This window comes from Microbacterium sp. NPDC028030 (assembly GCF_040637855.1).
In the GTDB taxonomy this organism is placed as follows: domain Bacteria; phylum Actinomycetota; class Actinomycetes; order Actinomycetales; family Microbacteriaceae; genus Microbacterium.
In genome coordinates this window covers 254,795-275,334 of record NZ_JBEZXF010000003.1, presented here as the reverse complement: position 1 = coordinate 275,334, position 20,540 = coordinate 254,795, and the positions used below count along the sequence as shown (strand labels likewise).

General features: G+C 68.6%; 20 protein-coding genes. 14 read left to right on the top strand and 6 right to left on the bottom strand.

Features of this window, described 5'->3' with window-relative positions; translation table 11 throughout:
• Positions 1-2: 2 nt before the first annotated feature.
• Positions 3-1,166 carry a hypothetical protein gene (locus tag AB0E56_RS15725; RefSeq protein ID WP_359800521.1) on the top strand — a complete coding sequence of 388 codons (1,164 nt, stop codon included), beginning with the start codon at positions 3-5 and terminating at the stop codon, positions 1,164-1,166.
• On the top strand, positions 1,150-2,376 hold the full coding sequence (locus AB0E56_RS15720) for a hypothetical protein (protein WP_359800520.1): 1,227 nt from the start codon (positions 1,150-1,152) through the stop codon (positions 2,374-2,376). The genes AB0E56_RS15725 and AB0E56_RS15720 overlap by 17 nt, the downstream gene beginning before the upstream one ends.
• Positions 2,377-2,533: 157 nt before the next feature.
• Here the strand turns inward: AB0E56_RS15720 and AB0E56_RS15715 are convergent, their stop codons facing one another.
• Positions 2,534-3,742: an SAM-dependent methyltransferase gene (locus AB0E56_RS15715; protein WP_359800518.1), complete on the bottom strand. Its 1,209-nt coding sequence runs from the start codon at positions 3,740-3,742 to the stop codon at positions 2,534-2,536.
• 160 nt (positions 3,743-3,902) lie between these two features.
• On the opposite strand from AB0E56_RS15715, the gene groES reads away from it, so the two are divergent.
• From groES to AB0E56_RS15700, 3 genes are all read left to right on the top strand, one after another.
• Entirely contained in the window at positions 3,903-4,199 is a 297-nt protein-coding gene (gene groES, locus AB0E56_RS15710; protein WP_047524164.1) for a co-chaperone GroES, read from the top strand.
• A 183-nt stretch (positions 4,200-4,382) separates the two neighbouring features.
• The gene (gene rarD, locus AB0E56_RS15705) at positions 4,383-5,315 is read left to right on the top strand and encodes an EamA family transporter RarD (RefSeq protein ID WP_359800515.1); all 933 of its coding nucleotides are present in this window, start codon (positions 4,383-4,385) and stop codon (positions 5,313-5,315) included.
• Between the two features lie 144 nt (positions 5,316-5,459).
• Entirely contained in the window at positions 5,460-6,713 is a 1,254-nt protein-coding gene (locus AB0E56_RS15700; RefSeq protein WP_359800513.1) for an ABC transporter substrate-binding protein, read from the top strand.
• 259 nt (positions 6,714-6,972) lie between these two features.
• Here AB0E56_RS15700 and AB0E56_RS15695 read toward each other — a convergent pair whose 3' ends face one another.
• The 4 genes from AB0E56_RS15695 to AB0E56_RS15680 all read right to left on the bottom strand — a co-directional run bounded on the left by AB0E56_RS15695 (position 6,973) and on the right by AB0E56_RS15680 (position 11,055).
• Entirely contained in the window at positions 6,973-7,740 is a 768-nt protein-coding gene (locus tag AB0E56_RS15695; protein ID WP_183152121.1) for an ABC transporter ATP-binding protein, read from the bottom strand.
• Complete coding sequence (locus AB0E56_RS15690) at positions 7,737-8,639, bottom strand: ABC transporter ATP-binding protein (protein WP_359801255.1); 903 nt, start codon at positions 8,637-8,639, stop codon at positions 7,737-7,739. Before AB0E56_RS15690 ends, AB0E56_RS15695 begins: the two co-directional genes overlap by 4 nt.
• A gap of 82 nt (positions 8,640-8,721) precedes the next feature.
• On the bottom strand, positions 8,722-9,699 hold the full coding sequence (locus tag AB0E56_RS15685) for a branched-chain amino acid ABC transporter permease (RefSeq protein ID WP_359800511.1): 978 nt from the start codon (positions 9,697-9,699) through the stop codon (positions 8,722-8,724).
• Between the two features lie 3 nt (positions 9,700-9,702).
• On the bottom strand, positions 9,703-11,055 hold the full coding sequence (locus AB0E56_RS15680; protein WP_359800509.1) for a branched-chain amino acid ABC transporter permease: 1,353 nt from the start codon (positions 11,053-11,055) through the stop codon (positions 9,703-9,705).
• 250 nt (positions 11,056-11,305) lie between these two features.
• Here AB0E56_RS15680 and guaB point away from each other — a divergent pair, with 250 nt between their 5' ends.
• Positions 11,306-12,808, top strand: a complete 1,503-nt coding sequence (gene guaB, locus AB0E56_RS15675) for an IMP dehydrogenase (protein ID WP_183152124.1) — start codon at positions 11,306-11,308, stop codon at positions 12,806-12,808.
• Positions 12,809-12,896: 88 nt separating this feature from the next.
• Here guaB and AB0E56_RS15670 read toward each other — a convergent pair whose 3' ends face one another.
• Complete coding sequence (locus tag AB0E56_RS15670) at positions 12,897-13,361, bottom strand: DUF4190 domain-containing protein (protein ID WP_359800508.1); 465 nt, start codon at positions 13,359-13,361, stop codon at positions 12,897-12,899.
• Positions 13,362-13,519: 158 nt separating this feature from the next.
• Here AB0E56_RS15670 and AB0E56_RS15665 point away from each other — a divergent pair, with 158 nt between their 5' ends.
• From AB0E56_RS15665 to AB0E56_RS15630, 8 genes are all read left to right on the top strand, one after another.
• Entirely contained in the window at positions 13,520-13,834 is a 315-nt protein-coding gene (locus AB0E56_RS15665) for a DUF2277 domain-containing protein (protein WP_359800506.1), read from the top strand.
• Positions 13,835-13,971: 137 nt separating this feature from the next.
• Positions 13,972-15,015, top strand: a complete 1,044-nt coding sequence (locus AB0E56_RS15660) for a response regulator (RefSeq protein WP_359800505.1) — start codon at positions 13,972-13,974, stop codon at positions 15,013-15,015.
• Position 15,016: 1 nt separating this feature from the next.
• Positions 15,017-16,006 (top strand): ATP-grasp domain-containing protein, encoded by a 990-nt coding sequence (locus AB0E56_RS15655; RefSeq protein ID WP_359800504.1) that lies wholly within the window; start codon positions 15,017-15,019, stop codon positions 16,004-16,006.
• Positions 16,003-16,716: a PHP domain-containing protein gene (locus tag AB0E56_RS15650; RefSeq protein ID WP_359800503.1), complete on the top strand. Its 714-nt coding sequence runs from the start codon at positions 16,003-16,005 to the stop codon at positions 16,714-16,716. The genes AB0E56_RS15655 and AB0E56_RS15650 overlap by 4 nt, the downstream gene beginning before the upstream one ends.
• A complete protein-coding gene (locus AB0E56_RS15645; protein WP_359800500.1) occupies positions 16,716-18,203 on the top strand; it encodes a glycosyltransferase in 1,488 nt (495 codons plus the stop codon). Before AB0E56_RS15650 ends, AB0E56_RS15645 begins: the two co-directional genes overlap by 1 nt.
• Positions 18,200-18,343, top strand: coding sequence for a hypothetical protein (locus AB0E56_RS15640; RefSeq protein ID WP_359800499.1), 144 nt, complete (start codon positions 18,200-18,202; stop codon positions 18,341-18,343). The genes AB0E56_RS15645 and AB0E56_RS15640 overlap by 4 nt, the downstream gene beginning before the upstream one ends.
• On the top strand, positions 18,340-18,687 hold the full coding sequence (locus AB0E56_RS15635; RefSeq protein WP_359800497.1) for a response regulator: 348 nt from the start codon (positions 18,340-18,342) through the stop codon (positions 18,685-18,687). The genes AB0E56_RS15640 and AB0E56_RS15635 overlap by 4 nt, the downstream gene beginning before the upstream one ends.
• Complete coding sequence (locus AB0E56_RS15630; protein ID WP_359800494.1) at positions 18,684-20,489, top strand: ATP-binding protein; 1,806 nt, start codon at positions 18,684-18,686, stop codon at positions 20,487-20,489. The genes AB0E56_RS15635 and AB0E56_RS15630 overlap by 4 nt, the downstream gene beginning before the upstream one ends.
• Positions 20,490-20,540 lie beyond the last annotated feature (51 nt).

Below are 20,540 nucleotides of genomic sequence, written 5' to 3'. Positions count from 1 at the left end.
GGATGCTGGGGTCGGAGGAGTCCGCGGAGCTGCGCTCCCTGCAGGAACGTGCGTACGGCCGCGATGCTGCGCTCACTCCGGACGATGCCGCGAGGTTGCGGGAGCTCGAGGAGCGTCGGGTCGAGCGCGTCGCCCACCTTCCGGAGCCGCCCTCCGCCGCGCTCGCTGCCCCCTCGGATGCGGACGGCACTGCCTCTCGCGCGGATCATGTCGACCCGACCCTCGAGATCGATCCCGCGCAGGAGCAGGGCGTCGCGCAGGAGCAGCGGACGGCCCGTGAGCGGGACCCGCTCGACATCGCCGATGGTGCGAACCTCGACGCGGAGGAGGCCTCGCGGGGGAGGACGGCCTGGCGCTCGGTGCTCTCCCTGCTCCGGGGTCACTGGCGGCCGGTCGCCCTCGCGACCGCGGCCATGCTCGCGATCGGCGTGGGCGTTGGCTGGCTCGCGTTTCGGGCTCCCGATCCCGCTTCCGTCGAACTGACCGCCGAGCAGCAGGCCTGGCAGGACGAGCTGGTCGCTGGCGGCGTGTACGACGCGGGGTCGGTCCGTGCCCTCGCGGTCGAAGAGGGCGCGGTCATCTGGGCCGCGACGAAGGACGCGCGAGAGCGCACCTGCGTCATCCTGGGCACGGGCGACGTGACCGTGCCCAACTGCGAGCGCACCGAGACGGTCGCCGAGACCGGGGTGTACGGGTCCATCACGGTGCAGGCGTCGGACGACCTCCAGCGACAGGTCGGGGTGCAGATGCTCTTCACGGCGTCGGGTGAGCCGGCGGTCGCCGTGAGCTCGTACGACTACGACCCGGGGCAGAGCGGCATCACCTACGCGAACGACCGCGAGGCGGACACCGCGAAGCGTCTCGCCGACGACGGCTTCGACGCCAGCTCTCTCTGGGTGGTCGGATACGACCGCGACGTGCCGGTCTGGACCGCCGTGCAGACCGAGTCCCAGAACCCGTGCCTGATCTACGACGGCTCGACCGCGGAGTCCCCGATGACGTGCGCGGATCCGCAGACGATGCAGGAGCAGTCGTCGAGTCTGGTGCTCAGCGTCGTCGACACCGAGACCGGCGGTCAGACTCACCTCGAACTGGCATCGAACCGGGGACCCGGCTACCTCGTCATCACCCGCGAGGGAGGCGTCTCCGGTGCCGGTGGGAACTGACGCCCAAGAGCTCAGGGCGCTGCAGCAGAAGGCTTATGGGCGCGGCGGCGCCCTCACCCCGGACGAGGCTGATCGCCTCCGCGACCTCGAGGAGGCGCACCGCAATCTCGTGCACAGGGCGGCCGAGCCGCCGGCAGGCGCGGAGTCCTCGGGTGGTGTCCGACCCCCGGCGGACCCGTCCGCGACGGACTCGCTCGGGATCGCCGGCTCGCCAGGGGCCACCGACTTCCTCGGGACGGATTCGCTCGGGACGGACTCGCTCGGGACCGACGCACCCGCCGTGACGGCGGAAGGCGAGGCCCACCAGGCCGTTCCCACCGACACTTCCGGCGGTGTGCGGCGGCGGTCCGCGATGGTCGTGGTCGCGGCGGCTGCGGTGGTGCTCGCGATCGGCGTGGGCGCCGGATGGGCGCTGTTCTCTCCGCGGCTGGCGAGCGTCCCGCTGACCGACGCACAGCAACAACGCCGTGTCGAGCTCGTCGCCGAGGAGTACGATGCCGGCTCCGTCCGCGCCATCGCCCAGACCGCCGACGCACTGGCCTGGTACGCGACCAGGGGCGACGGCGAGTCGGTCTGCCTGATCCTCGATGTGGGTGACCAGTCGCAGGCGGACTGCCGTCCACCGGAGGAGCGCGAGCGCGGGCTGATGGCTTCGTTGCCGCTGCCCGCGGATGACGGCGAGGACCCCGGGGGTTCGGACTTCGTGCAGGCGACGATGTTCCTCACCGATGCGGGCGAGCCGATGGTCGGGATGCAACGGTGGGGTGTGCAGTCGGGGGTGCTCGATCTGTTCGAGGGGACGGAACGTGATCGCGCGGCGGCTCTCGTCGAGGAGGGATACGAGCTGGGCCTCTCGATCATGGGGTACTTCCGCGGCGCCCCCGTCTGGCTCGGCGACCGCGTGACCGAGCAGGGTGCGACGGAGCGGTGCCTGATCGTCGACGCCGGCGGTGCTACGGCCTGCGAGCCGTTCGAGCGGGCGCTGTCATCGGGCCTCGGCGTGCATGTGGTCGATGTCGATCCCACCGGGGGCGTCGTCGCCGCGTCGGTGCTGGACCTGCGTTTCACCACGCAGCAGACCCCCTACCTCACCGTCACCGCAGATGCCTCCTCCGCGGTCGAGGCCACCCCCGGCGATTCGCTCATCATCCAGTCGCCGCTTGGCGACCCCATCGAGGTCGAGCCCCCCGGCCACGACCCGCGCGGTTGACCCCCACCCCACCCTCGCCCCCTCCCCACCCTCGCCCCGCCGAGTGCACGGTTTGCTGCCGAACGCACGGCCTCGTGGCGTCGACATCCCGTGCTCTCGACGACAAGCCGTGCGCTCGACGGAGCAGGAGGGAGCAGGGGAGGGAGCAGAGGAGGGCTCAGGCGGCGGGGATCCGGTCGGCGAGGATGGCGCGGCGCTGATCGCCGACGCGAGCGAGGATCAGCGTCGCCTCCTGGTCGCCGCGCAGCGTGAGCTTCTTGCGGAACGCGGCAGGGTCGACGTCGACGCCGCGCTTCTTGATCTCGAGACGCCCGATGCCGTGCGCCGTGAGTGCGGCGCTGATCGCCTTCGGGTTCGCCGGCAGGGTCTCGCGCACCCGGAACGACTGCACGAACGGACTCGTCAGTGCCGCGTCCGAGGTCAGGTACGCGATGTGCTCGTCGAGCATCCCGGCATCGAGGCTCCTGGCCACCTCGCCGATGAGGCGTGCGCGGATCACGGCACCATCGGGCTCGTGCAGGAACGCACCGAGCTCGCGCACGGGTTCGTCGGGGGCGTCCGCGGGGGCGGTGAGTTCGTGCGATCGGTCGTCACGGATCACGAGAGCCGCCCGACGGACGCCTTCTCGTGCGAGGGCGCCACTCCACACGACGAGCTCGACGACGCTGCCGTCGGCGCTCACCCACTGTGCTTCGGCGTCGAAGGGCAGTGCCTCGCGGTCGTGGGCCGGACCGAGCTTGATGCCGGTGGGCACACGTGAGGCGACGTCGAACGCCCAGTCCAGGGAGGGGGAGTAATCGTCGGCGGACACTCGTCGGGTCTCGCCGTGTCCCGCGGTCCGCCGTGCCGGATCCAGCCAGACCGCGCCGGAGCCGGTGACGGGCGTCGCCTCGAAGGCGTCCTCCGCTGTGCTGTGCCGCACGACCGCGCTCTCGCCGAACGGTGCGAGGTTGTAGGCGGCGATGGCGGCCGTGACCTCGTCGGCGTCGACCGCGAGCACATCCAGACCAGCACCGGTGAAGGCGAGGGCATCCCCGCCGATCCCGCAGCCGAGGTCGGAGACGGCCGTGAGGCCCGCACCGCGGATCCGCTGGGCATGCCGCGCGGCGACGCCGAGCCGGGTCGCCTGCTCGAGTCCGGCACGGGTGAACAGCATGCGCGCAGCGAACGGTCCGAATTTGGCCGTCGCCCTGGCTCGCAGCCGAGCTTGCCCGACCACCGCCGAGACGAGCTCGGGGGAGTGGCCGGCGGCGCGGAGCCGAGAGACCGCACGGGCCACGTCGGCCGTGGACTCGATCGGTCCCACCGCATCGAGCAGTTCGAGACCGGCGGGGGTCAGCAGGGCGCGCAGCTCGGACATCTCCACGCCCTCAGCCTAATTCCCGTCCGAGCCGGTGAGCGGTGACGAGCGTGTTGGCACTCGCATTGCATGAGTGCCAGCCGACCGCCTACACTGGCATTAGCACTCTCGGGTTGAGAGTGCGAACAAGTCTTTCGTGTCAGCGTCAAGAAAGAAGAGGTAGACCGTGTCGGTTTCCATCAAGCCGCTCGAGGACCGCATCGTCATCAAGCAGGTCGAGGCCGAGCAGACCACCGCGAGTGGCCTGGTCATCCCCGACACCGCCAAGGAGAAGCCCCAGGAGGGCGAGGTCGTGGCGGTCGGCCCCGGCCGCATCGACGACAACGGCAACCGTGTTCCGATCGACGTCGCCGTCGGCGACCGCGTGCTCTACAGCAAGTACGGCGGAACCGAGGTCAAGTTCGGTGCAGACGAGTTCCTCGTCCTGTCCGCTCGCGACGTCCTCGCGGTCGTCGTCCGCTGATCAGCTGAACCCGGTTCCGTGCCTCTCAGAGGCGCAGGAACATGGTCCTCGAAAGGGGCCCGGATGCTCCGGCATCCGGGCCCCTTTCTGCGTTCGGTCATACGGCATCCGTTTCCTGCCAAACTGCGCCGCGGCCGTGCTTCGGCGCGCTCGGCACCACGCAGGCGGGCATAGGGTTGTGCGGTGACCCCCGAGACGACCCGCGCCACTCAGACTGCGGGAGTCGCGTACGCCGGAGCCGCCTACCTCCTGTGGGGAGTGCTCCCGCTCTACTTCGTGCTCCTCATCCCGACCGGGCCGTGGGAAGTCGTCGCGTGGCGGGTCCTGCTGTCGTTCGTCTTCTGCGTCCTCCTGCTCACGGTCACGCGAGGATGGGCGGCATTCGGCGTCATCCTGCGGCAGCCGAAGCTGTTGGGCTGGACCGCCCTGGCGGGCCTGCTGATCTACCTCAACTGGCAGGTGTTCCTGATCGGGACGCTCAGCGGCAACGTGATCGAGACGAGTCTCGGCTACTTCATCAACCCGATCACCACCGTGCTCCTCGGCGTGTTCGTGCTCAAGGAGCGCATCCGCAGGCTGCAATGGGCGGCTATCGCGATCGCCGCGATCGCGGTCGTCGTGATCGTGGTCGCCTACGGCGAATTCCCGTGGATCGCGCTCTCGCTCACCGCGTCGTTCGGGATCTACGGACTCATCAAGAAGAAGATCGGCCCGGCGGTCGACGCGGTCAGCGGCCTGACGCTGGAGTCGTTCTGGCTGATCCCCATCGCGGTGGTGCAGCTGATCGTCGTGGCGCAGACGCCCCCGGGTATCACGATGGGCGCGAACGGCGGGGTGCACGCCCTGCTCCTGGCATTCGCCGGGATCGCCACCGCCGTCCCGCTGCTGCTGTTCGCCGCGGGCGCCCGGCGCATCGACCTCACGGTGATCGGGATGATCCAGTTCATCACCCCGGTACTGCAGTTCCTGATCGGCGTGGTCATCCTGCACGAGCCGATGCCCGTCGAGCGCTGGGCCGGGTTCGTCATCGTCTGGATCGCGATCGGTGTCTTCGTCGCCGATCTGCTGCTCGCGGGTCGCCGAGCCCGCATGATGCCGCGCCCCGAACCCGTGTGAGCCCCCGGTTCGCGCGCCGGGGAACCCAGTGCCGGATCGTTAACGCACCGAGATACTTGCACCTCCTGCGCGTGGGCCTCACGGCCTAGTGTTAGAGCACCCGACCGTGGTCACAATCCACGTTCAGTTACGCAAGGGAGCATCATGAACGCACTGAAGGGCTCGCGCAGCGCGAGGGTCTTCGCAGGGATCGCCTTGATCAGCGCATCCGCCATCGTCATCGCGGGCTGCAGCAGCACGCCGAACGCCGAGCCCAGCGAGGGTGGTGAGAAGCCGGCCGTCGACCTGACGCTCAAGCTCGGCTCGCTGCTCCCCGCGACCGGTTCGCTCGCCTTCCTCGGTGCTCCGATGGAAGCCGGTGTCCAGCTGGCTGTCAACGAGATCAACGAGGCAGACGCCGGTGTGACCATCGACCTCACCACCGCCGACGAGGGCGACCTCGACAACAAGGCGTACGAGACCTCCATCACGAACCTGCAGAACGCCGGCATCACCGCCATGGTCGGCGCCGCATCCTCGAGCGTCACCAAGCTCATCCTCGACGGCAACGCCGGTGCAGGCATCCTCACCGTCTCCCCGTCGAACACGTCGCCGGACTTCACGGGGATCAACCCGCTGTACTTCCGCACGGCGCCGAGCGACAACCTCCAGGGCGAGGTGCTGGGCAACCAGATCGCCGAAGACGGCCACAAGACACTCGGCATCATCTACCAGAACGACCCCTACGGCACGGGCCTGTTCGAGGCCATCAAGGCCACGTTCGAGGGCACGGGCGGCGAGGTCGTCGCCGAGTCGTCCTACAACCAGGGCGACGGCCAGTTCAACGCTCAGGTGGCGGAGATCGCCGCAGCCAAGCCCGACGCGGTCGCGGTCGTCTCGTACGACCAGTTCGCGACCATCGCTCCGCTGCTCGGCAACGCGGGCATCGACACCGGTGCGCTGTACCTGGTCGACGGCAACCTGAAGGACTGGGGCACCGACATCCCGGTCAGCCTCGAGGGCTCGAAGGGCACCCGCGCCGGCGCCGAGCTGCCGCAGGACTTCCTCGACCAGCTGAACGAGGTCTGGACCGCCGACGGCAACGACCCGATCGATGCCGTCACCTACTCGGCCGAGGCGTACGACGCCGTGATCCTGATGGGCCTGTCGGCACTCGCCGCCGGTTCGGTCGAAGGCGCCGACCTCGCCGAGCAGATGCGCACCGTGTCGGGTGGCGACGGCGACGGCGAGAAGTGCACCACGTTCGCCGAGTGCGCCGACATCATCAACGGCGGCGGAACGGCCGACTACGACGGCCTCTCCGGTGAGATCACGTTCGACGAGAACAACGACCCGAAGGGCGCCGCGATCGGCGTCTACGAGTTCGACGCAGAGAACGTCACCACGCGCATCAAGTAATCGCGTAGACGAGGCCCCGGATGCTCGCATCCGGGGCCTCCGTCGTGCCCGACCGCCCCGCCCGCCGGCCTCTGCCCTGTCCACATGTCGGGAGTTCGCGCGGATGTCGGACGAAACGCCGGCCGAGCGCCCGACGGGTGCACGAACTCCCGACAGGTGCCCCGCGTCGGACCTCGGGTCGAAGCCGCGGCCCGAGCGCAAGCCCCAGACACGCGGGAAGGGGGATGCCGCGTGGCATCCCCCTTCCCGTGCGAAGGCCTCAGGCGGCGTCTGTCCCGAGCGTCCCCAGGTAGAGGCCGATGACCTTGGGGTCGTTCAGCAGCTCGCGGCCGGTGCCCTCGTAGGCGTCCTTGCCCTGGTCGAGGACGTAGCCGCGGTCGCAGATCTGCAGGCAGCGCCGCGCGTTCTGCTCGACCATGATCGTCGTCACACCCGCCTTGTTGATGTCGGAGACGCGGATGAATGCATCGTCCTGGCGTACGGGGGAGAGGCCGGCGGACGGTTCGTCGAGCAGCAGCACCGAGGGGTCCATCATGAGGGCCCGCGACATCGCGACCATCTGCCGCTCGCCGCCCGACAGGGAACCTGCGCGCTGCTTGAGGCGCTTGCCGAGTTCGCCGAAGATGCTGCTCACGAACTCCAGCCGCTCCGCGAAGATCTTCGGGTTCTGGTAGAGCCCCATCTCGAGGTTCTCCTGGATGGTGAGCGACGGGAACACGTTGTTCGTCTGTGGCACGAAGGCCACGCCGCGGCGGACGAGCTTGTCGGCCTTGAGGCCCACGATGCTCTCGCCCTTGACGGTGACGTCGCCGGAGCGGATCTCCACCATGCCGAAGATCGCCTTGAGCAGGGTGGACTTGCCCGCGCCGTTCGGACCGATGATGCCGATCAGCTCACCCTTGCGGGCGACGAGGTTCGCGCCGTTGAGGATGTTCACTCCGGGGAGGTAGCCGGCGTGCACGTCGGTCAGTTCGACGATGACATCGTCGTTCTTGATCTCGTTCCGCTCGACGGGTGCGTCGGTCATGCCTTCTCCTCCTCGGCGTCTTCGGCCTCGACCTCGGCTTCGACCTCGGTCTCGATCTGCTCACGGATCCGAACGGCGTCCTCGTCGGAGATCACCGGGAGACGGCCGGTGACGGCTCCGAGGTCGACGTCCTGGTGGGCCCCGAGGTAGGCATCCACGACAGCCGGATCCTCCATGACCTGGTCGGGCGGTCCTTCGGCCACCACGCGCCCCTCGGCCATCACGACCACCCAGTCGGCGATGTGGCGGACCATGTGCATGTCGTGCTCCACGAACAGCACCGTCATCCCCAGGTCCTTGAGGTCGAGGATGTGCTCGAGCAGCGACTGGGTCAGCGCGGGGTTGACGCCAGCCATCGGCTCGTCCAACATGACGAGCGTCGGGTCGCTCATGAGCGCGCGCGCCATCTCGAGCAGCTTGCGCTGACCGCCCGAGAGCGACGCGGCGAAGTCCTGCTCCTTGGCGTCGAGCTTGAAGCGGGTGAGGAGTTCGTGCGCACGCGCCTCGATCTCCTGATCCTGCTTGCGCCACAGGAAGGGGAACAGCCCGGCCCAGAATCCCTCGCCGCGCTGGTCCTTGGCGCCGAGCTTCATGTTCTCCAGCACCGTGAGCAGCGACAGCGACTTGGTGAGCTGGAATGTGCGCACCTGCCCCATCCTGGCGACCTTGAACGAGGGGATGCCCGACAGGTTCGTCCCGTCGAACGACCAGGTGCCGCTGTTGGGCTTGTCGAAGCCGCAGAGGAGGTTGAACAGCGTCGTCTTGCCGGCGCCGTTCGGACCGATCAGCGCCGTGATGGCGCCGCGGGGGATCTCCAGGTGATCGACGTCGACCGCTGTCAGACCGCCGAAGCGGCGTTCCACGGCATCGACGATGAGGATCGGATCGACCTTCTTCACGCCGGGGGCTGCCGGACCGGCCGCGAGGCCGCCGGTCTTGGCGCGAGGTGTGCTCTTCGCGGGCGTGACCACCGCGTCGTCGTTACTTGACAAAGGTCATCTCCCTCTTGTTTCCGAGGATGCCCTGCGGGCGGAAAACGACGATCAGCATCAGGACGACGCCGATCACGATGTACCGCACGACGTCGGCCTGTGCCCCCGACATCGGCAGGTAGCCGGCGTTCGCCATCGCGGGGAGCAGCGCTCCGAGGAAGGCGAACACCACCCAGAACAACACGGCGCCCAGTGTCGGGCCCAGCACGGTCGCCGCACCGCCGAGCAACAGGATCGTCCACAGGAAGAACGTCAGCGAGGTGGAGTAGCTCCCGGGGATCACGGCCGAGGGCAGGACGAACACGATGCCTCCGAGGGCTCCGATCACACCGCCGACCACGAGCGCCTGCATCTTGTAGGCGAAGACGTTCTTGCCGAGCGAGCGCACTGCGTCTTCGTCTTCACGGATGCCCTTGAGCACGCGTCCCCACGGGCTGCGCATGAGTGCCCAGACCACCAGGACGGCGACCGCGAGAGCGATGAGCCCCACCACGCGGACCCACAGGTCGTTCGCGTTGTAGGTCCACGGCCCGAAGCCGTAGGTTCCCGGCGGGAAGGGGTTCGCGTCGCGGAAGCTCTGGTGATAGCCCGAGAGCCCGCCGGCGGAGTTCGTCCACTTCTTGAACAGTTCCGTGACGAACAGGAGCCGGATGACCTCGGCAGCCGCGATCGTCGCGATGGCGAGGTAGTCCGCGCGCAGCCGCAGCGTCGGGATGCCGAGGAGGAGCGCGAACAGGGCGCCGCCGATCATGCCGACCAGGACACCCGCCCACCAGGGGAACCCGAAGGTGAGGATCGAGATCGCGTAGCCGTAACCGCCGATCGCCATGAAGGCCGCCATACCGAAGTTGAGCAGCCCCGTGTAGCCGAAGTGCACCGCGAGGCCGGTCGCCGCGAGGGCGTAGGCCATGGTGGTCGGGCTGAAGAGGTAGGAGGCGGTGTTGCCGAAGATGCTTCCGAAGTCCATGCGTCAGCCCAACCTTTCCTTGCGCCCGAGGATGCCCTGTGGTCGCACGAGCAGGATCACGATCAGCGCGACGAGGGCGCTGGCGTACTTGAGATCCGAGGGGACGCCCAGGAGCGTCGAGACCTCGACGGCGAGACCCACGATGATCGAGCCGATCAGGGCGCCGATCGCCGAGCCCAGACCGCCGAGCGTGATCGCGCAGAACATCAGCAGCAGCATCTGCATGCCCATGTCCCACTTCACTCCCGGCCGGAAGTACGCCCAGAGGATGCCCGAGATCGCCGCGAGGGCTCCGGCGAGGATCCACACCGTCCGGATGACCTTGTCGACGTCGATGCCGGATGCGGCGGCGAGCTGCGGGTTGTCCGAGATGGCGCGCGTCGCCTTGCCGGTGCGGGTCCTGGTGAGGAAGAAGGCCACGCCGAGGATCACGATGATGCTCGTCGCCATCCCGATCATGTCGATGTACGAGAGCGAGATCGGTCCCAGCTTGATCGGGGTTGGGCTCGCGCCCGGCAGCTGGTACGTGTTGCCGCCGATGATGTACTGCATGCCGTAGCGGAGGGCCAGCGAGAGGCCGATGCTCACGATCATGAGCTGGACCACGCCGAGGCCTCTTCGCCGCAGCGGTTTCCAGATGCCGGCGTCCAGGGCCCATCCGAGCGCGGCGCCTCCGATGACCGCGGCGATGATGCCGAGCCAGATCGGCAGCTGCCAGAACGTGGTGAACAGCAGCGCCACCACGGCGCCCCAGGTGACCATCTCGCCGTGGGCGAAGTTGGACAGCCGTGTGGTGCCGTAGATGAGCGCGGCGCCCATCGACGCGAGCCCGAGGAGGAGGCCGAAGTTCAGACCGCCGACCAGGCGGGAGAGCAGCTGGTCGAGGAACGACACCGTCACGCGTTCTCCCGCGCCGAGGAAGAAGTTGACGATCTTCGTCCCGGTGAGACCGAACTCGAGCTCGAAGGAGGCAGTCGTCCCCGATACGGGTTGGATGCCCTCGGGGAGCTGCGTCGCATCGACGATCACGCCGTCGGGGAGTGTGGACTCGTCCACCGTGAGGGTGTACGTCTCCTTCTCCGGCACGTACAGGCGCCACTTGCCCTCGGCGTCGGTCTCGGTCTCGGCTTCGAAGCCGTTGCCCTCGATCGACATCCCGACGCCCTCGACGGGCTCGTCGGCATTCGTGACGACGCCGGCGAAGTAGAAGTCGGTGACCTCCTGCCCGTCGTCCGTCGTCTCGGCGGAAGCCGATGACGGAGGGAGGAACAGGAACGCGCTGAGCGCCATGAGGATACCGAGGAAGGCGACCAGCCACGGGCGCTTTCGATGCACGGCGATTGTTGTGGGTCCCACGCAACCTCCACTGTGAGTGCTGTCTCCGCGAACTCGGGTTGAACCGCGGGGATGGGCGACGCACTTGAGCGTAATGCGCGTTCGGCGATTCACCTACCACCGGGCCCAACGGTCAGGTAACGACAGGCCTCTGGGAATGTTCTCGGGCGTGTCACGCTTAGAATCTACATACGGGCCGCAGCCCCGCATCGGCCGACGTCGACCACCCCCTCGCACTCGGACTCGCGCGACTCGCGCAGAAGGAGAATCCATGGAACAGCACGATCCCTTCGGCTTCGTCGGACTGACGTACGATGACGTGCTTCTCCTTCCCGGTCATACCGATGTCATCCCCAGCGAGGCGGACACGTCGTCGCGGATCACCCGTCGCATCTCGGTCGCGACACCGCTGCTGTCGAGCGCGATGGACACGGTCACCGAGTCGCGCATGGCGATCGCGATGGCGCGCGAGGGCGGCATCGGCATCCTGCACCGCAACCTCTCCATCGCCGACCAGGCCGCGCACGTCGACCGCGTGAAGCGCAGCGAATCCGGCATGATCACCGACCCGATCACCACGACGCAGGATGCGACGGTGGAAGAGGTCGACAACCTGTGCGCGAAGTACCGCATCTCCGGGCTTCCGGTCGTCGACGCCGACGGCAAGCTGGTCGGCATCATCACGAACCGCGACATGCGCTTCGTGTCGGGCTTCGAGCGTCAGACGACCTTCGTGAAGGACGTCATGACCAGCGAGAACCTCGTCACCGCCCCGGTCGGCGTCGCAGCGGGCGAGGTCATCGCGCTCTTCGCGAAGCACCGTGTCGAGAAGCTGCCGCTGATCGACGACGAGGGCAAGCTCGCGGGTCTCATCACCATCAAGGACTTCGATAAGAGCGAGAAGTATCCGCTCGCGACCAAGGACGACCAGGGGCGGCTGCGCGTCGGCGCGGCGATCGGCTTCTTCGGCGACGCGTGGGAGCGTGCGGAGGCACTGCGCGACGCCGGGGTCGACGTGCTCGTGGTTGACACCGCGAACGGCCAGTCGCAGGGCGTCATCGAGCTCGTCAAGCGGCTCAAGGCCGATGCCTCGTTCGAGCACATCGACATCATCGGCGGCAACGTCGCGACCCGCGAAGGCGCTCAGGCTCTCGTCGATGCCGGGGTCGACGCGGTCAAGGTCGGCGTCGGACCGGGCTCCATCTGCACCACCCGCGTCGTGGCCGGTGTCGGCGTGCCGCAGGTCACCGCGGTCTACGAGGCGTCCCTCGCCGCCCGCCCCGCTGGCGTCCCGGTCATCGCCGATGGCGGTCTGCAGTACTCGGGAGACATCGCGAAGGCGCTCGTCGCCGGTGCGGACGCCGTGATGCTCGGTTCGCTCCTTGCCGGCACCGATGAGTCGCCGGGTGAGATCGTCTTCCAGTCGGGCAAGCAGTTCAAGCAGTACCGCGGGATGGGTTCGCTCGGCGCGATGCAGACCCGCGGCAAGCAGACGTCGTACTCGAAGGACCGCTACTTCCAGGCCGACGTCCCCAGCGACGACAAGCTGATCCCCGAGGGCATCGAGGGACAGGTGCCGTATCGCGGGCCTCTCGCCGCGGTGGCGTATCAGCTGGTCGGCGGTCTGCGTCAGTCGATGTTCTACGTCGGGGCGCGCACGATCGAAGAGCTCAAGACGCGCGGCAAGTTCGTGCGCATCACCTCGGCCGGGCTGAAGGAGTCCCACCCGCACGACGTGCAGATCGTGGTGGAGGCACCGAACTACAAGAAGTGACGCCGGATCCCGCAGGGGGATCGCGTGCAGAGGAAGGGGCTGGATGCCTGTCGCATCCAGCCCCTTCCGGCGTTCCGGCCGGAGACGTTCAGCCGCACCTGTAGGTGATGCCGTCGACGTCCCACACTCCGGGGCCGAGTTCGGCGCACATGCCGACGAGGCCGGCGATGACCGTCACGAAAAGGATGATCCCGATGATGCCGAGGATCGTCAGGAGCGCACCGACGATGATGCCGGCGATGGCGAGGCCCTTCGGCTGACCGGCTCGACCGAGCTTCACGGCTGCGACGATGCTCAGGATGAGACCGACCGGCGCCGCCACGAAGGCGAGGACGAGTCCGACGATCGACAGCACGCGCCCTGGCGGGCTGGGCTGCGGCTGCGCGTACCCGGTGGTGCCGGCCGGCGGGTGGCCGGCGATGCCATCCGGGGCGGTGTTCTCGTACGGCGTGGACGCGGGTGGGGGCGTCGGGGCCGCGCTCGGCGGGGGCGGCGGCATGTCGGGGATCCGTGATTCGGGGTTCGGCGAGTCGGGAGTCGGAGGGTTCGTCATGTTCTGTCCTGTCGTCGGAGTGATCGCACCGTGCTTTCGCCTCTCGGCAGCCCGAGCGTAGCGAGCACGGCAGCGCCGGCACCATCCCCTTGACGAGCCGGCATCCGACAGGAGCACGCCCCTTCCGTCTGTGCACGGCCCGGCGTAGCGTGCCGGGTATGTGCCGAAACATCGTCCCGCTGAACAACCTCCAACCCGCTGCGACCGACGACGAGTGCCATGACGCCGCGTTGCAGTTCGTGCGCAAGATCTCCGGAGCCAACGCGCCCTCGCGTGCCAACCGAGCGGTGTTCGACCGGGCCGTCGCCGAGATCGCGCAGGCGACCAGGGTCCTGCTCGACGAACTCGTCACGACGGCGCCGCCGAAGAACCGTGACGAGGAGGCGGCCAAGCGTCGCGCGCGTTCCGCCGAGCGCTACGAGGCGATCAGGGTCTACCAGCAGGAGAAGCGGGCCGCTGCGGCGCGGTCGTGACGAGCGGCCGCCGCGCATCTGTATGCCACAATCGACATACCCCGCTCGACTTTCCCTGCGGCCCCGGCGATGAAGGCGCCGAGATCGCGTGATCGATCCCCATCGATTAGGGAACCTCCCCAAGGAGAGCTCTACATATGCCTGAGGACGCTCCTCGCATCCTCGTCGTCGACGACGACGCCGATGTCGCCCTGCTCGTGAAGACCGTGCTGGAACGGCGGGCCGGCTGCGTCGTCGACGTCGCTGAAGACGGACAGACCGCGATCGATCGGGTCACCGCGGTGCGTCCCGACGTCGTCGTGACCGACATCGAGATGCCGGGGCTCAGCGGCCTCGAGCTCCTCGCCGAGCTCCGACGCACCGTGCCGACCGTTCCCGTGGTCGTGATGACCGCACACGTGTCGGTGGAGTACGCCGTGTCGGCGCTGCGTGCGCAGGCCGATGAGTTCCTCACGAAGCCGCTCGACAACGGCAAGCTCGTCGAGTCGGTCACGCGGCTGGTGGAGGAAGGACGCAGGCGGCGCGAAGAGGCGCGCCCGCGCGACGTGGTCCTGGCGATCGGTGCGCATCCCGATGACGTCGAGATCGGGGTGGGGGGCCTGCTGGCTGCCCACGCGAAGGCCGGCGACGCGATCACCATCCTCACCCTCTCCCGTGGTGCGCGAGGCGGCGACGCCGACAGCAGGCAGGACGAGTCGCTCGCGGCGGCGGAGATGCTGGGTGCACGACTCTTCCTCAAGGACCTCACCGACACCGAGATCTCGGGAGGGGGATCGACGGTCCGCCTCATCGAAGAGGTCGTGAACGAGGTCAAGCCCACCATCGTGTATACGCATTCGAGTCACGATCGGCACCAGGACCACCGTGCCGTCAGCGAGGCGACGGTAGTGGCCACGCGGCGCGTCGGCACCGTCGCGTGCTACCAGAGCCCGTCGTCGACGATCGACTTCCGCCCGACCCGATTCGTGCGGATCGATCCGTATCTCGACGACAAGCTGCGTCTGCTCGAGCGTTTCCAGTCTCAGACGGCGAGCCGCGATTACCTCGCGCCCGAGTTCGTCACGGCGACCGCACGCTACTGGTCGCGGTTCGGCGGCGGGACCGCCGTCGAACCGCTCGAGGTGGTGCGCGAGACCGCCGAGTTCATCGGCGCCCACGAACTCACCCGACGGGAGAGCTGAGATGACCACGCGTGTCCTGGTGACCGGAGCGGGAGGCCCCGCCGGTGTCGCCGTCATCCGTTCGCTCCTGCGACGTTCCGACCTGACCGTGTTCGCCGCCGATATGGATGGGTGGGCCAGCGGCATCTATCTGGTGCCCCCTGCACAGCGCCGGCTCGTCCCCCCTGGCCGCGACGATGACTTCGTGCCGGCGATCGCACGGATGGTCGAGGCGGACGACCTCGATCTCGTGATCTCGACGGTCGACGTCGAACTCATCGCGCTGTCGGAGCGGCGGGAGGAGTTGGCCCCGGCGGTTCTGGCGGCCCCCTCCGCCGACACGCTGAACACCGCGTTGGACAAGATGGCGCTTGCCGAGCGCTGCGCTCCGACCGGCCGCACCCCGCGGACGGTCCTCGCGGGCAGCGATGCCGCGGCCGTCGATTGGGAGTTCCCGGTCTTCGCGAAGCCGCGCCAGGGCGCAGGAAGCCGTGGCGTGCGACTCGTCCCTGATCGCGCCGCGCTCGACGCCCTGCCGACGGACGAGGGCCTGATCGTGCAGGACTTCCTCCCCGGTGAGGAGTACTCGGTCGACGTGATCGCCGACGCGGCGGGCAACGTAGTCGCGGCCGTGCCGCGCACCAGGGCGAGAGTCGACTCCGGCGTCGCGATCGCCGGACGCACGGTGCGCGACGAAGAGCTCGAGGAGACCGCGGCCGTCATCGCGCGGGCGATCGGACTCGTGGGCGTCGCCAACGTGCAGTTGCGCCGTGACCGCGCGGGACGAGCCGTGCTGCTCGAGGTCAACCCGCGCTTCCCCGGTGCCCTGCCGCTGACGATCGCGGCCGGCGTCGACATCCCCTCGCTGGTGACAGACCTGTTCCTGGGTCGCGAGCTGCCGGTGCGGGTGCCGTTCCGCGAGGTCGCGTCCGTCCGCTTCCTGGAGGACGTGATCGTCGAGGTCGACGACCTGCTCGTCTCCGCGCATGCCGGGCACCAGGAGGAACTGTGACGCACGCGGTGCTCCACGGTGATCACCACGTCCACTCGACGTTCTCGGACGACGCCGTCTCGACGCTCGCCGAGAACGTCGACGCGGCGGTGGGCGCGGGGCTGCGCACACTCCGCCTTGTGGATCACGTGCGCCAGAGCACGACATGGGTCCCCGAGTACCTGGCAGCGGTCCGCGCGCTCAGCGTCCCGGACGGACTCACGGTGCTCTCCGGCGTCGAGGCGAAGATCCTCGATGCGTCGGGCGCGCTCGACATCCCGGCGCTCCCTGATGGCATCGATCGGATCCTCATCGCCGATCACCAGTTCCCCGGGGTCGACGGACCCCTCGGCCCCTCGACCGTCCGGGAGCGCATCGCCGCCGGGTGGGCGACCGACGACGTCCTCGACCAGTTCGTCGGCGCGATCGTCGCCGCGATGGATCGGTATCCGGGCAATCAACTGGCGCACTGCTTCTCGCTTCTGCCGAAGATCGGCCTCGCCGAGCACGACCTCGGCCAGGAGCGGATCGACGCGTGGGCGCGAGCGGCCGCCGCGACCGACACTCTCGTCGAGGTCAACGAGAAGTGGGGGTGCCCCGGTGCCGAGGCGCTGTCGGCTCTGCGCCTCGCGGGTGGCGAGATCGTCGCGTCCACCGACAGCCACGAGGCGGCCGACGTCGGCCGATACTCCCGAGTGATCCCGCTGCTCGACGCCGTGGAGATGGACTGATGGCCGATCTGCCCTGGTGGGAGACCGCGCTCGTCATCGTGCTGCTGCTGTCCGTCCTCGTCGGCACGCTGCCCGTCATCAACACGGGACTGCAGTTCCTCATGCTCCCGCTGCACGCGTTCCGCAACCACTACGGCAAGGCGGCCCCGTACCACCCGAACATCGCGGTCATCATCCCGGCCTGGAACGAGGGGCTCGTGATCGGCCCGGCGATCGAGCGGCTGCTCCAGCTGGAGTACCCGGCAGAGCGCCTGCGCGTCTTCGTGGTCGATGACGCCTCGACGGATGACACACCCGCGATCGTCGCCGCCAAGGCCGAGGCGTACCCGGGCCGTGTCGCACACCTCCGGCGCGAGAAGGGCGGCGAGGGCAAGGCGCACACCCTCAACCACGGCCTCGACGTCGTGCTCGCCGACGAGTGGACCGAGGCCGTGCTCATCATGGACGCCGACGTGATCTTCGCGCGCGACTCGCTGCGCAAGCTCAGCAGGCACCTCGCCGATGAGAAGGTGGGCGCGGTGACGGCCTACATCGCCGAGGGCAGTCGCGACCGCAACTACCTCACGCGCTTCATCGCGATCGAGTACGTGATCGGCCAGCTCTCCGCACGTCGGGTGCAGAACGTGGGCGGAGCGATCGCGTGCCTCGCGGGCGGTGCGCAACTGCACTCCAGGGCGAACCTCGAGGCGATCGGCGGACGGATCCCCACCGGCACCCTCGCCGAGGACACGATGACGACGTTCGAAGGTCAGCTCAAGGGGCGCCGGATGGTGTTCGAGCCGCACGCGGTCGTCCTGGCGGAGGAGCCGCGGACGATCGACAGTCTGTGGAAGCAGCGCCTGCGCTGGGCGCGAGGCAACGTGCAGCTCACCTCGATCTACCGCCACCTCTGGTTCCGTCCGAGCCGAGAGCACAACCTCGGCAGCTTCGCGTTCGGCCTGGCGTGGTTCACGATCCTGCTGCTGCCCGCGTTCATGCTCCTGGCCGCGGCCGGCATGCTGGCATTGCTCTTCCTGCACAGCGACATCGCCGAGTTCGTCTTCCGCTTCATGTGGATCTCCGCGGCGTGCATCTACCTGTTCTCGATCCTCTACTCGGTGCAGCTGGATCCGCGTACGGGGAGGCACTCCTGGCGCGAGGCGATCATGTTCCCCGGTCTCGGTGCGCTCATCCTCATGGCCATCGCGCTGTTCCCGTGGGCCTTCGAGTCGGTCCTCGCCGGGTTCGGGCTGGCCCTCACCGAGCAGTCGCGCATCCTCTGGGCCGTGATCTTCTATCTGTGGGGGCCGATCTCGATGTTCGGGATCTGGCTCGCGCGCGCGGTCGAGAAGCTTCCCGGTGGACGCTTCTTCGCCGGGCTGCTGCTCTACATCTGCGGCTACGGCTCGCTGCTGTGCGCCATCACCGTGGACTCCTACATCAAAGAGTGGCGTCGCGCGGACGCCTCGTGGATCAAGACCGAGAAGATCGGACGTGTCGACTCATGACCGCAGCCCCTTCATACGAATCCGAAGTGGAGGAGATCGTCGAGGACGCCAGGAAGGAGCGGCGCCTGATCCCGCAGGCGGTCATCGCGTTCGTCGTCGTCGTCCTCGTCGTCGTCGTCCGAGAGCTGTTCCTTCGATGACCGGGAGACCGCTGGCCCTGGTCGTCGAGGACGCCCCCGATCAGGCTGCGCTGCTGCGCCGTTACCTCGATCGCGAGGGCTTCGACGTGTTCGTCGCTCGCGACGCCGAGTCCGCGATCGCGGCGTTCCCTGACATCGATCCCATCCTCGCCGTGCTCGATCTGCTGCTCCCTGGCATCTCGGGGCAGGAGTGTGCGCGTCTGGTGCAGGAGCACTTCCCCGATTGCTTCCTCGTGATCAGCTCGGTGCTCGACGCCGCCGACTATCCGCCGGCCGATGCCGCGCTGCCCAAGCCGATCACCGGCGCCGACCTGCATGCCATCGTGGAACGGGTGCAGCGATGAGGGCCACCCCGCTCGACCGCGCGGAGAACCGCTGGTACCAGATCTTCGACAACCCCAGTCCCCTCATCAAACAGCTGCCGTCGGTGGCCGCGGTCATCGTGGCCGGGCTGATGGCGTGGGCGAACCCCGATCTGCCGTTCACCCACCTGGGGGCCGCGCTCATCGGCATCGGCGTGGTCCTCGTCGCGACGATGCAGGCTGCCGTGCTCAGTGCGCGTCACGTGTACGACGGCTGGGTCGTGCTGCTCGTCCCCATGATCGACATCATCGGGCTCGGACTGTTCCGCGCGGGGACGGGCGGTGCGTCGTCGATCTTCGGCTCGCTGGTGCTGCTGCCCGTGGTGTGGCTCGCCGCGGCGCCCGGCATCCGCTGGGTGTTCGTCGTCGGCGGGCTGACATCGATCGCGCTGCTCATGCCGTACTTCGCCGACCCGCCGTCGACCTCGGTCGAATGGCTGCGAGGGGTGGTCGGCCCGTTGGTGTTCTCGGCGGTCGCCGCTGTCGTCAACGAGCTGTCCCGGCAGCAGCGCATGCGCATCGAGCAGGCCGAGGAACTGGTCGCCGAACGCACGAGGGCGCTGTCCGAGAACGTCGCGATGATCGTGCAGCTCCGCGACAAGGAGCGCCAGTATCGGGAGCTGCTGGACTCTTTCGAGAGCCTCTGGTCGTCGATCACGGCGCAGGCGGTGATCGCGACCGACTGCACCGGTACCGTCACGGCCTGGAACCCCGGAGCGGAACGCCTGCTCGGACTCCCCGTGACCGAGGCGCTCAAGGATGTGCGCATCGACCGGTTCTTCTCCACCGCGGTGCTGTCGATGCTGGCGGCGGAGAACGCCGACCACCCGGCACCGATCGGTGAGCGCCCGCACGGGTACGGCGAACTCCCGGCTGGCATCCAGGCCCTCTTCGCGCAGGCCGACGCGGGGGTGCCGGTCGACGGCGACATCGAGGTGACGACGGCGGGAGGAAGCACGGTCCCCGCGCGTGTGACGGTGAGCCCGCACAAGGATGGTGCCGGCGCGCAGCAGGGGTATCTGTTCGTGCTCACCGACGAGACCAGAGCGGTCGAGGTCGCCCGGATGAAAGACGAGTTCGTCGGCATGATCTCGCACGAGCTGCGCACGCCGCTCAGCGCGATCATCGGATTCCTCGATCTGCTCCAGAACGATCCCGGTCAACCGCTCACGGTCGACCAGCAGGAGTTCGTCGACATCATCGAACGCAACGCGAAGAGGTTGCTCAACCTCGTTGGCGACCTGCTCTTCACGGCCCAGGTCGAGTCGGGTCGGTTCCCGCTCGACCGCGAAGAGAGCGACGTCGCCGAGCTGGTCCGCTCCGCGGTCGCCTCCGCCGGCCCGCACGCGCAGCGCGAAGGCATCGAGCTCGTGGCGGAGGTGGGTCCTGCGCGGATCCCCGTCCTGCTCGATGCGGGTCGGGTCGGGCAGGCCATCGACAACCTGCTGTCGAACGCGATCAAGTTCACGCCGCGGGGCGGGACGGTGACCGCGCGCGTGCGGTCGATCGACGGGGGCGTCGAGCTGTCGATCGCCGGCACCGGCGTCGGCATCCCCGAGGACGAGCAGGGGATGCTCTTCACCCGCTTCTTCCGCGCATCGACGGCGACACGCAATGCCGTGCCCGGGGTGGGCCTCGGACTCACGATCACGCGCGCGATCGTGATCGCGCACGGCGGCACGATGGACGTGACGAGTCAGGAAGGGGTGGGCACCGAGTTCCGCTTCGTGCTTCCTGCGTCTCCCCGCACCGAGGTCCTCCTGAGCCTGAGTCGCGCCGACTGACGTACCCCTCGCTCCACGATGCCTGATAGCCTGGTCGGCTCGGCATGCGCG